Genomic DNA, 11,834 nt, shown 5'->3' on the forward strand with positions numbered 1-11,834 from the left:
GCTCAATCCTTCTCTTCTTCGACCGCGGGCGCGGCGAGCGAACGCAGCAGCAGGACCGGGATCAGCAGCGTGAAGACGATCACTTCCTTGAAGTTCGAGGCGTAGAACGAGGAGAACGCCTCGACGATGCCGACGACCAGCGCGGCGACCGCGGTCAGCGGATAGCTGATCAGGCCGCCGATGATCGCGGCGATGAAGCCCTTCAGGCCGATCAGGAATCCGGTGTCGTAATAGAGCGTGGTGATCGGCACGATCAGGATGCCGGAGAGCGCGCCGATGGTGGACGCCAGCAGGAAGGCGATCTGGCCGGACAGCGTCGTGCGGATGCCGACCAGGCGGGCGCCGAGACGATTGACCGCGGTGGCGCGCAGCGCCTTGCCGTACAGGGTCAGGCCGAAGAACAGCCACAGGCCGACGATGAAAGCGATGGTGATGCCGTAGACTGCCATGCCCTGGCCGGTGAAGCGCAGCGAGCCGAGCGTTGCGGTGGCGTTGAGCAGTGTCGGGCCGCGCTGGCCCTCGGCGCCGAAGAACAGCAGGCCGAGGCCTTGCAGCGCAAGATGCACGCCGACGGAGGCGATCAGCAGCACCAGCACCGAGGTGTGAGCCAGCGGCTGGAACACGATGCGATACAGCGACAGGCCGATGCTGGCGACGATCAGCAGCGACAGCACCAGGCTGACGCCGGCCGGCATGCGCTGGTCCGCTGCCCACATGCTGGCGAGCAGCACGACGACGGGGAAGGCGACGTGAAGGGCAGAGGCGCGCGCGATCTTCGGCAGATGCAGCGTCTTGCGCATCGCATAGAGGTCGAAGGCAAAGGCGACGAGGCCGATCACGACCGCGAGCTTCGCGGTGCCCGGCATGCGGCCGGCGGCGAGCGACGCGTAGGTCAGCGCGCCGTAAGTGACGAATTCGCCCTGAGGGATGAGGATGACGCGCGTGACGGCGAATACCAGCACCAGCGCCAGCCCAAGCAGGGCGTAGATCGCGCCGTTGGTAATGCCGTCCTGCAACAGGAACAGCAAGATCGTTGTGTTCAAGACAGGACGCTCCCCCTCTGTGGTGACCGCACGCCGTGGGGTGCCTTGCGCCCGCGGCTGGTCGGAGCAGTTGAATGGCTGCCCGTGTTTGATATAGTGGATAACAATTATCGATTATAATCTCAAGGCCGCTGTTCCGGCTGCGGCATTCGAGACCAGGGATGGAAGCGAAGATGAATTTGGCGGATCGCCATGTCCGATAGCGCCAGGCCCGTCAGCAAGCGGGAGAGCCGCAAGGAAGCTGCCGTAGCCGTCGAGGAGACGCAAGCGGTCCAGCTCGGCGAGCTCTCCGATCTGCTCGGCTATGTGCTGAAACGGGCGCAGTTGAAGGTGTTCGAGGACTTCCTTCGCTGCGTTGCACCCTTGCAGCTCACCCCGGCGCAGTTCTCGGTGTTGCTGCTGCTCGATGCCAATCCCGGCCGCAACCAGACCGAGATCGCCAACACGCTCGGTATCCTCCGGCCCAATTTCGTGTCCCTGCTGGACAGCCTGGAAAGCCGCGAGCTCTGTACCCGCGTCCGCTCGGCCAATGACCGGCGTTCGCATATCCTGCTGCTGACAGAGAAGGGCAAGGGCGTGCTCGCCCGCGCCAAGAAGCTGGTGGTCTCGAAGCACGAGGCGCGGCTCAACGAGCTGCTCGGCCCCGATGGGCGCGAGACGCTGCTGGCGATGCTGACCAAGATCGCGGAGGAGTTCTGAGGCGCCGTGCGCTCAGTCGACCAGGATCACCCTGACGTCGTTGACATTGGTCAGCGTCGGCCCGGTCTGCAGCAGCCCGCCGGTCGCGGCGAAGAACGCGGTGGCGTCGTTGTTGGCGAGATAGGCCTGAGGATCGAGATTTTGGCTTCGCATGGCCGCGATCACCTCGGCATCGACCAGCGCGCCCGCCGGATCGGAGGCGCTGCCGCCGCCGCCGTCGGCGCCGTCGGTGTCGCCGGCAAGCGCCGCGACGCCGTCCATGTCCTGCAGCAGGTCGGCGAGCGCGAGCGCATATTCCTGGTTCGGCCCGCCGCGCCCCTGGCCGCGCACGGTCACCGTGAGCTCGCCGCCGGAGATGATCGCCATGCGGCGGCCGAGTGCGCGGGCCTCGCGCGCCAGCTTGGCGTGATCGGCGGCGACCTCGCGGGCCTCGCCCTCGAGATCGGCGCCGAGGTCGAGCACGTCGTAGCCGGCCGCCTTGACGGCGGCGACGGCCGCTTCCAGCGAATTCGCGGGCCGCGCGATCAGCTCGAACGAGGCGCGGGCGAAGGCGGGATCACCGGGCTTGCAGCTCTCATTGGCGGCATCCTCAAGCGCCCGGGCAATCGCCGGGTCGACCTCGAGCTTGTATTTCGCGACGATCGCGCGGGCGTCCGCCAGCGTGGTCGGATCCGGCACGGTCGGGCCGGAGGCAATGGCCGAGGGATCGTCATGCGGCACGTCGGAGATCGCGAGCGTCACGATCTCGGCCTTCTGCCCGGCGCGGGCCAGCCGTCCGCCCTTGATGCGCGACAGATGCTTGCGGACGATGTTCATCTCGCCGATCGGCGCGCCCGAGCGCAGCAGCGCCCGGGTCAGCTGCTGCTTCTGCGCGAAGCTGACGCCGTGGACAGGGGCGACCCAGTTGGCGGAGCCGCCGCCGGAGATCAGCACCAGCATCAGGTCGTCGGCTTCGGCCGTCGCGGCCAGCTGCAGCGTGTCATCCGCGGCCTTCAGCCCGGCCTCGTCCGGCATCGGGTGGCCGGCTTCGATCACCTTGATCCGGCGCGTCGGCACGCCGTGACCATGGCGAGTAGTTGCGATGCCCACGAGCTTCGCGGGATCGAATCCGAGCGTGTCGAGATAGTGCCGCTCGGCGGCGACAGCCATGGCCGCTGCGCCCTTGCCGGCGGCGAGGCAGATGGTGCGACCCTTGGGCGCCGCCGGGAGGAAGCCCGGCAGCACGACGTCGGGATGCGCCGCGGCGACCGCGGCGTCGAAGATCGCGCGCAACAGCGGACGGCGGCTGGTCATGCGGTGCCGCCCGCGGATGCGCGATCGCCTACTTCAGCTCGCCGCTCATGACCTCGCCGAACAGCTGCCAGCGCTCGCCCTTGAACTGCATCAGCTGCAGCTGCTCGATCGGCTGGAAATCGTCGGGGCCGGTGGTCAGCGTGACGCCGGGCAGCAGCCCGCCTTGCGCAAACTGCTTCAGGCTTGCCGCCTGCTTCATGACATTCGCGCGAGTCAGTTCGTCGCCGCATCGCTTCAGCACCTCGACCATCGTGGTGGCGATGTTGTAGCCGGTCAGCGCCGACGAATCCACGGGGTTGATTTCCGGCAGATATTTGGCGAGCAGTTCGCGGAACGCGCCGAGGCCGGGGTCATTGGCCCACTGCGGATCGGAGGCATCCTTGGCGTAGGCGGCCGAGATCACGCCCTGCGAGTTCTCGACGCCGGCCGGCCGCATCACAGCGGCGGTCGAGGCGCTGACGTTCGAGATGATGGTGACCGGCTTCCAGCTCATCTCGCCGAGCTTCTTGATCGCCTGCGCGCCCGACTTCGGCGTGGTGAACAGCACGACGACGTCGGGATTGGCCGACTTCATCTTGACGATGTGCGACTCCACCGTCGGCTCGGCGATCTCGTAGCTCTCCTCCAGCACCACGCGCGAGGCATCGCCGAGACCGTCCTTGAGGCCCTTCAGATAGTCCTTGCCCATGTCGTCGTTCTGGTAGAGCACGGCGATCTTGCCGGTCGGCTGTTGCGCGTTGAGATATTTGCCGTAGATCCGCGCTTCCGACTGGTAGCTTGGCAGCCAGCCCATCGTCCACGGATTGGTCTTGGGCTCGTTCCACTTGGTCGCGCCGGTGGCCACGAACAGCTGCGGCACCTTCTTGGCATTCATGTATTTCTGGATCGCGGTGTTGGGCGCGGTGCCGAGCACGCCGAACAGGAACAGCACCTCGTCGCTCTCGATCAGCTTGCGCGCCTGCTCCACCGTCTTGGGCGGCGAATAGGCGTCGTCATACGAGATGAAGTTGATCTTGCGGCCGTTGATGCCGCCCTCGTCATTGACCTTCTTGAACACCGCGGACATCGCCTTACCGACCGAGCCGTAGGCCGAGGCCGGGCCGCTATAGGGAACGATGTTGCCGATCTTGATCTCGGTGTCGCTGGCGCCGGTGTCGTATTTCTTGTCGGCATAGGCGCTGCCGGCGGCGGCGCCGACGAGGGCGAGGCCGAGCAGGCCGGAGACGGTACGGCGGGTGAGGGCAGTGGTCACGTGGGGACTCCTTCGCGGCCTTGGAGCTTGGCCTTGTTGTTGGATCCGCCCGCAGCGCGGGCGACTCGTTTCACTCCGAAGCCGTCCCCATAGCCCAGCCGCGCGCGCGGCGTAACCGCCGCCGACGCATGACCGCCGCTCGTCCAACTCCTAGCTTAAGAAAGGCTTGGCAAAGATTGTTCAGATGAAGAAATGCCTCCTGCGGCGCGACGCCGCAGGAGGCATCATCGTTGCCGCCAGCGATCAGCCGCCGACGTCGGCCGAGATCACGTCGCCGAACAGCTCCCACTTCTCGCCCTTGAAGCGCATGAGCTGCAGCTGGCTCACCGGCGCGAAGTCCGTCGCCGACGTGTTGATCGAAATGCCCGGCAACAGCATCTCGCTCCGGAAGTTGCGCAGGGAGGCCGCCTGCTTCATCACGTTGGCGCGGGTCAGATCGTCACCGCACTGCTTCAGCACCTGCACCAGCGTCTGCGCCACGGCGTAGCCGACGACGGTGCCGCCGTCGAGCTTGTCGCCTTCCGGGAACTCCTTGGCCATGAAGTCGAGGAACTGCTTCATGCCGGCGTCGTCCTTCCATTGCGGATCGGAAACGTCCTTCAGGTAGGCGGCCGAGATGATGTCCTGCGAATTCTCGAAGCCCGCGGGCTTCAGCACGCTGCCGACCGAAGCCGACACGTTGTTGAGGAGATGCAGCGTCTTCCAATCGATTTCCTTGATCTTCTTGATCGCCTGCGCCGCGAATTTGGGCGTGGTGATGTTCATGAAGACGTCGGCGCCGGTGGTCTTGAGCTTCACGATGTGGCTGTCGATCGAGGGCTCGGCCGTTTCGTAGCTCTCCTCCATCACGATCATCGAGGCGGCCTTGGCGCCCAGCCCGTCCTTCAGCCCCTTCAGGTAGTCCTTGCCATAATCGTCATTCTGATACAGCACCGCGATCTTGGCGTCCGGCTTTTCCTTCAGCAGGTATTTGGCGTAGATGCGTGACTCGCTTTGGTAGTTCGGCTGCCAGCCCATGGTCCACGGGAAGTTGGACGGATCGTTCCACTTGGTGGCGCCGGTCGCGACGAACAGCTGCGGGACCTTCTTCGAGTTCATGTATTTCTGGATGGCGGTGTTCGGCGGCGTGCCCAGCGAATTGAAGATGAACAGCACCTCGTCGCTCTCGACCAGCTTGCGGGCCTGCTCCACGGTCTTCGGCGGCGAATAGGCGTCATCATAGGAGATGAAGTTGATCTTGCGGCCATTGATGCCGCCCTCGGCGTTGATCTTCTTGAAGTAGGCCGCTTCCGTCTTGCCGATGATGCCGTAGGCCGAGGCGGGCCCGCTATAGGGCATGATGTTGCCGATCTTGATCTCGGTGTCCGAAGCGCCGGTGTCGTATTTCTTGTCGGCGGCGGATGCGGTGGTGGAGGCGAAGGCGATGGCGGCGACTGAGGCGAGGGCTGCTCTGCGCGTGATCATCATTGTGCGTATCTCCCGTGTTGGTTCTCGATGACGTGTCGCGGCTTCCTTGCTGGAAGCTCTTGTTGACACGGGAACTATAGCAGAGCTGATGCGGCCACGCTGCGACATCACGGCACGGGCCGTGTTTTCGCGGCCGTTTTGGATGTGCAGTTGCGAGAGAGCGCAATCTCGGCGGGTGAGTGCTTTGCGAGAACAGCCTGAGATCAGTCGGGCGGTGTCGCTTCACCGCCGGTCGAACGGACGCTTCGGGCATGAAAAAGCCCTCCGTGCAGTGAGCACGGAGGGCCAGTGGAGATCGGCACCGCTCGTTGGCGGCGATGCGCGATGACTCGACTTTTAGCTACTCGACGGCGCCGCTGATGGCCTCGCCGAACAGCTCCCACTTCTCGCCCTTGAACCGCATCATCTGCAGTTGCTCGATCGGGGCGAAGTCGGTGGCCGAGGTGTTGATCTTGACGCCCGGAAGCAGCGTGTCCGGTGCAAAATCCTTCAGGCTCGCGGCCTGCTTCATGACGTTGGCGCGGGTGAGGTCGTCGCCGCACATCTGCAGCACCTTCACCAGCGTCTGCGCGGCGCCGTAGCCGTACACGGTCGAGCTGTCGAGCTTGTTGGCGTCGGGCGCGTACTGCGCGAGGAAGTCGAAGAACTTCTTCATGCCGGGATCATTGTCCCACTGCGCGTCAGCTGCATCCTTGGCGTAGGCGGCGGAGAGAATCCCTTGCGAGTTCTCGAAGCCGGCCGGCTTGATGACGCTGCCGACGGAGGCCGAGACGTTGACGACCAGATGCGTCGGATGCCAGTCGATCTCGGCGAGCTTCTTGATCGCCTGCGCCGCGAATTTCGGCGTGGTGACGCTGAAGAAGGTGTCGGCGCCGGAGGCCTTCAGCTTGACGATATGTCCGTCGATCGATGGCTCGGAAGTCTCGTAGCTCTCCTCCATCACGACCATCGAGGCGGCCTTGTCGCCGAGGCCGTCCTTGAGGCCTTTCAGGTAGTCTTTGCCGAAATCATCGTTCTGGAACAGCACGCCGATCTTGGCGCCCGGCTTCTCCTTCAGCAGGTACTTCGCATAGATGCGGCCCTCGCTCTGGTAGCTCGGCTGCCAGCCCATGGTCCACGGAAAGTTCTTCGGGTCGTTCCACTTGGTGGCGCCGGTGGCGACGAACAGCTGCGGAATCTTCTTGCCGTTGAGATATTTCTGGATCGCCGAGTTCGACGGCGTGCCGAGCGGATTGAAGACGAACAGCACCTCGTCGCTCTCGACCAGCTTGCGCACCTGCTCGACGGCTTTCGGCGGCGAGTAGGCGTCGTCATAGGTGACGAAGTTGATCTTGCGGCCGTTGATGCCGCCCTCGGCGTTGATCTTCTTGAAATACGCCTCCTCGGTCTTGCCGATCACGCCGTAGGCGGACGCGGGACCGCTATAGGGCATGATGTTGCCGATCTTGATCTCGGTGTCGGACGCGCCAGTGTCGTATTTCTTCTGGGCGAAGGCTGCGCCCGAGGTGAGGGCGACGACCGCCGTCGCGAGGGCGGCTAGCCGGAGTTGTTGAGCGACCTGCAAGAATTCCTCCTTAGTTTTTTCTGAGTTTGCCGAGCAGCTGCTGGGCCACCATCGCCACCTGCCGCGAGCCGTGCGGCACGAGGAAGATGACGAGGAACAGCAGTACGCCGAACACCGCGCCGGACAGGCCCTTGGAAATGCCTTCGGCGATGTTGGGAACGAAGATGATGAAGGCCGCGCCGACGAACGAGCCGGGCAGCCAGCCGACGCCACCGACGACCATGCCGAGGAACAGCGAGATCGCGAGCACGATCGTATAGCTGTCCGGCGCGACGAACTGCACCGCGATCGCGCCCAATCCGCCGGCGACGCCGGTGATTCCCGCGCTGACGCCGAACGCCAGCGTCTTGTAGGTTGCGACGTCGATGCCCATGGCGGAGGCGGCGATCTCGTTGTCGCGGATCGCCATGAACGCCCGGCCGGAGCGCGAGCGCAGCAGGTTCACCGAGAACACGTAGATCGCGATCGTGATCGCCAGGGTGAAGTAGTACAGCCACATGTCCTGGGACATCGGCAGGCCGAACGGCGCGTCGGGCTTGGTGACGACCAGACCCTGCACGCCGCCGGTCCAGTGCTCGAAGAAGCCGAGCTTGAGGATCTGCGGCATGGCGGTGGCGAGCGCAAAGGTGGCGAGCGCCAGATAGACGCCCGACAGCCGCAGCGCCGGCTGGCCGAACAGGAAGCCGAAGCCGAAGCAGATGACGCCGGCGATCGGCAGGGTCAGCGCGTAGTTGACGTTGTACTGCTCCATCAGGATCGCCGATGTATAGGCGCCGACGGCGTAGAACGCGCTCTGCCCGAGCGAGAACTGTCCGGAGCCGCCGGTCAGGATGTTCAGTGCCAGCACGGCGAGGCCATAGATCAGGAGCATCGTCATCTGGAAGATGATGAAGTTCTTGACGAACAGCGGCACGATCAGAAGCAGCAGCACGACAACGAAGGTGGTGCCGGAGCTCAGGGTCATGGCCCGCTTCGGAACGGCCTCGACCGCGGGCGCCTGGGATGCGATTTCCTCGACTGCGCTCATGATCAGACTCGCTTCACGATGTTGCGGCCGAACAGGCCGGCGGGTTTGATGACCAGGACGGAGATGATCAGGGCCAGCGCGATCGGCAGCTTCATCTCATTGCCCACGTGCGGGATGTAGGTGCCGGCGAGATTCTCGAAGATGCCGACCAGGAAGCCGCCGAGCACCGCGCCGAACGGGCTGGTGAGACCGCCGAGCACGGCCGCGGCGAAGCCATAGATCAGCACGCCGCCCATCATGTTGGGCTCGAGGAACACCACAGGTGCGATCAGCATGCCGGCGATCGAGCCGATCGCCGCCGCCATGCCCCAGCCCAGTGCGATCATCCAGGACGTGTTGATGCCGACCAGCCGTGCCGACTCGGGCAGCGCCGCCGCAGCCCGCATCGCGAGGCCGACGCGGGTGTACTGGAAGAAGAAGTACAGGCCGATCAGCAGCAGCAAGGTGATGCCGATCATGCCGGCCTGGTGGGTCGAGATGAGCTGGCTCCCGAGGAAGGGCGAGGAGCCGAACGGGGTCGGATACTGCTTGATCGTGAAGTCCCAGATCAGTCCGGCGCAGGAGTTGATGATCGAGAACAGCGCGATGAACCCGGCGACTTGCGTCAGGATCGGCGCCTTGGTCAGCGGCTTGAACAGCACGCGCTCGATGGCGATGCCGCCGGCAAAGGAGAACGCCAGCGTGACCACGAAGGCCGCCCAATAGGGCAGGCCCCATTGCATCAGCTGCCAGGAGATGAAGGTCGAGAACATCGCCATCTCGCCCTGCGCGAAGTTGAGATGGTCGATGGCCTGGTAGATCATCACGACGGCGAGCGCCATGCAGGCGTAGATCGCGCCCGTCGCGATGCCGGCCAGGACCTGGTTGGTGAAGAGTTCCATTGTCCCGCCTCCGTTAGTAGCCCAGATAGGATTTGCGGACGTTCTCGTCGTTCGCGATGTCCTTGGCGACACCCGACATGACGATACGGCCGGTCTCGATCACATAGGCCTGGTCGGCGAGCTCCAGCGCGAGCTGCGCGTTCTGCTCGACGACGAGGATCGAGACCTTCTCCTCGCGATTGATCTTGCCGAGAATGCCGAAGAGATCGCGGACCACCAGCGGCGCAAGGCCGAATGACGGCTCGTCGAGGAGCATCAGCCGGGGGCGCAGCATCAGGGCGCGGGCGACCGCGAGCATCTGCTGCTCGCCGCCCGAGAGGGTGCCGGCCTGCTGCGTGTGACGCTCCTTGAGCTTCGGAAAGTAGGAGTACATCCGCTCGATATCGGCAACAATGCCCGCCTTGTCGCTGCGGGTGATGGCGCCGAGCTGCAGATTTTCCTCCACCGTCATGTTGGTGAAGGTGCCGCGGCCCTGCGGCACATGCGCGATGCCGAAGCGGACGATGCTCTCGGTCGATTTGTTGTTGAGCGGCTTGCCCTCGAACTCGATCGCGCCGGTCGAGCGCACCATGTTGCAGATCGCGCGCAAGGTCGTGGTCTTGCCGGCACCGTTGGCGCCGAGCAGGGTCGTCAGCGAGCCCTCGTTGAGCGAGAAGGAGAGGCCGTGCAGGGCCTGGACCTGGCCGTAATAGGCGCGGAGATCCTTGACGTTCAGAAGCGCCGTCATTGATCCTTGCTCCCGAGATAGGCCTTGATGACGTCGGGATCGGCCTGCACCTGGGCCGGCGTGCCCTCGGCGAGCTTGCGGCCGAAATTCAGCGCCACGACGTGGTCGGCGATCGACATCACCAGACCCATGTGATGCTCGACCAGCAGCACGGTGATGTGACGATCGTCGCGGATGCGGCGGATCAGGTCGCCGAGCACATAGACTTCCTCGTGGTTGAGGCCGCCCGCGGGCTCGTCGAGCAGCAGGATCTTCGGATCGGCGGCGAGCGCGCGCGCCAGCTCGACGCGCTTCTGCGTGCCGAACGGCAGGCCGGACACGGTCTTGTGCGCGACCTCCTCGAGATTGAGATAAGCGAGGATCTCGTGAACCTTGGTGTTCATGGATTTCTCGCTGCGCCGGATCCACGCGAGCCGCAGCGAGTCCGAGATGATGTCGCTCGACGTCCGGGCATGGGTGCCGACGCGGACATTGTCGAGCACCGAGAGGTTCGGGAACAGCGCGACGTTCTGGAACGTGCGGCCGATGCCGATCTCGGCGATGCGATGCGGCGGCCGCGTCAGGATGCTGCGGCCTTCCATCAGGATGTCGCCGGCGCTCGGCTGGTACAGGCGGCTGAGGCAGTTGAACAGCGTCGTCTTGCCGGCGCCGTTCGGGCCGATGAGGCCGAGGATCTGGCCCTTCTGCATGTTGAACGACACGCCGTTCAGCGCGACGATGCCGCCGAACACGACGCTGACGTCGCGAACCGCGAGCAGCGGATCGTTCGTGGGGGCGAGTTGTGCCTGCGTCATCTCGTCTCGCCCCTCCCGAAATCGTTCAGATTGGGGCGCGGCGCCAGCCGACCGCGATGATGCAGGCTATCTGATACCCTCGGCAACACGGGCAACTTTTCCTCCTGGCTTCGGCTTTTTATTGAGGTCTTTGTGAGACGATTGGCTCGTCTGATTATTAGTCTGATTAGTTTGCGGCGCGAGTCCGCCAAGCGCCGCTTCGATTTTTCTTACCATCGCCACGAGGCGAGGTCCAATGTCGGTGAGCAGACGCTCTTCCGTGAAGCGGAATGCAGGCGCGCCGCAATTGATCGCGTAGGGACCCGTTCCATCATTGAGCCTCAGCGCCGCGGCGACGGCGTGGACATCGTCCTGCCACTCGCCGGCCGAGATCGCGAAGCCGTGCTTGGCGACAGTCTCGCCGGCGCGTTCGATGCCGTCGCGGATTTTCGGCCAGCGGTTGCCGTAATGCTCGCGCATCTCGCGCATGAGCGCCGCGCGCTCCTCTTCGGGGAGTGCCCAGAGATAGGCACGGCCCATCGCCGTGGTGGCGATCGGAATGCGTGAGCCGACGTCGAGTTCGACATTCACGACGCCATGCCGGCTCTGGCCGATATAGATCATGCTCAGGCGGTCGCGGCCGCCGATCGCCACCGCGCCGCCGGTCTCGCGCATCAATTGTTCGCGAAACGGCTCGGAGAGCTGGCGTACGCCGAGGTTGGCGAGCGCGGCATAGCCGAGCAGCAGCGCCGACGGCGCCAGCTGATACTTCTCGAAACGGGGAACCGGGGTGAGATAGCCGAGCTTCGTGAGCGTATAGGTCAGGCGCGACACCGTTGCCTTGGGCAAATTGGTGCGTGCGGCGATCTCCTGGTTGCCCAGCAGGCCGTCGTTCGGCCGGAAGGCGCGCAGCACTTCCAGGCCGCGCGACAGCGCAACGACGAAGTTGCGATCGGTCGCAGCTTTCTTCCCTGGGCGTTTCATGTCATCGGCTGTTGATTGATGAGCCTCGTTGACAACGCTCGTGCTTCAAAATAACCCTGCGTGTCAAGATGTGGAATTACGTTTCGCACTGCGGAATTGAGGTTCGGCAGCGGGTAGACGCAAG

The 11,834-nt window shown here is 64.6% G+C and carries 11 protein-coding genes; 1 reads left to right on the forward strand and 10 read right to left on the reverse strand.

Annotation, left to right across the window (positions count from 1 at the left end; translation table 11 throughout):
- Positions 1–2 precede the first annotated feature (2 nt).
- Positions 3–1,043, reverse strand: a complete 1,041-nt coding sequence (locus ACQR1L_RS20180; RefSeq protein WP_434859671.1) for a branched-chain amino acid ABC transporter permease — start codon at positions 1,041–1,043, stop codon at positions 3–5.
- A gap of 192 nt (positions 1,044–1,235) precedes the next feature.
- Here ACQR1L_RS20180 and ACQR1L_RS20185 point away from each other — a divergent pair, with 192 nt between their 5' ends.
- Positions 1,236–1,742, forward strand: a complete 507-nt coding sequence (locus tag ACQR1L_RS20185) for a MarR family winged helix-turn-helix transcriptional regulator (RefSeq protein ID WP_434859672.1) — start codon at positions 1,236–1,238, stop codon at positions 1,740–1,742.
- Between the two features lie 12 nt (positions 1,743–1,754).
- Here the strand turns inward: ACQR1L_RS20185 and ACQR1L_RS20190 are convergent, their stop codons facing one another.
- From ACQR1L_RS20190 to ACQR1L_RS20230, 9 genes are all read right to left on the reverse strand, one after another.
- Positions 1,755–3,035, reverse strand: a complete 1,281-nt coding sequence (locus ACQR1L_RS20190; protein ID WP_434859673.1) for a glycerate kinase type-2 family protein — start codon at positions 3,033–3,035, stop codon at positions 1,755–1,757.
- Between the two features lie 28 nt (positions 3,036–3,063).
- Positions 3,064–4,287, reverse strand: coding sequence for an ABC transporter substrate-binding protein (locus ACQR1L_RS20195; protein WP_434859674.1), 1,224 nt, complete (start codon positions 4,285–4,287; stop codon positions 3,064–3,066).
- 243 nt (positions 4,288–4,530) lie between these two features.
- Entirely contained in the window at positions 4,531–5,754 is a 1,224-nt protein-coding gene (locus ACQR1L_RS20200) for an ABC transporter substrate-binding protein (RefSeq protein ID WP_434859675.1), read from the reverse strand.
- A gap of 340 nt (positions 5,755–6,094) precedes the next feature.
- Positions 6,095–7,318 carry an ABC transporter substrate-binding protein gene (locus ACQR1L_RS20205; protein ID WP_434859676.1) on the reverse strand — a complete coding sequence of 408 codons (1,224 nt, stop codon included), beginning with the start codon at positions 7,316–7,318 and terminating at the stop codon, positions 6,095–6,097.
- Between the two features lie 10 nt (positions 7,319–7,328).
- Entirely contained in the window at positions 7,329–8,345 is a 1,017-nt protein-coding gene (locus ACQR1L_RS20210; protein ID WP_434859677.1) for a branched-chain amino acid ABC transporter permease, read from the reverse strand.
- Positions 8,346–8,347: 2 nt separating this feature from the next.
- A complete protein-coding gene (locus ACQR1L_RS20215; RefSeq protein WP_434859678.1) occupies positions 8,348–9,226 on the reverse strand; it encodes a branched-chain amino acid ABC transporter permease in 879 nt (292 codons plus the stop codon).
- 13 nt (positions 9,227–9,239) lie between these two features.
- Entirely contained in the window at positions 9,240–9,953 is a 714-nt protein-coding gene (locus ACQR1L_RS20220) for an ABC transporter ATP-binding protein (RefSeq protein WP_434859679.1), read from the reverse strand.
- Positions 9,950–10,747, reverse strand: a complete 798-nt coding sequence (locus tag ACQR1L_RS20225) for an ABC transporter ATP-binding protein (RefSeq protein WP_434859680.1) — start codon at positions 10,745–10,747, stop codon at positions 9,950–9,952. The genes ACQR1L_RS20220 and ACQR1L_RS20225 overlap by 4 nt, the downstream gene beginning before the upstream one ends.
- 66 nt (positions 10,748–10,813) lie before the next feature.
- Positions 10,814–11,710, reverse strand: coding sequence for an IclR family transcriptional regulator (locus ACQR1L_RS20230; RefSeq protein WP_434859681.1), 897 nt, complete (start codon positions 11,708–11,710; stop codon positions 10,814–10,816).
- Positions 11,711–11,834: the final 124 nt, after the last annotated feature.

Origin of the sequence: Bradyrhizobium sp. HKCCYLR20261, from assembly GCF_051168435.1 — a bacterium.
Lineage (GTDB): Bacteria > Pseudomonadota > Alphaproteobacteria > Rhizobiales > Xanthobacteraceae > Bradyrhizobium.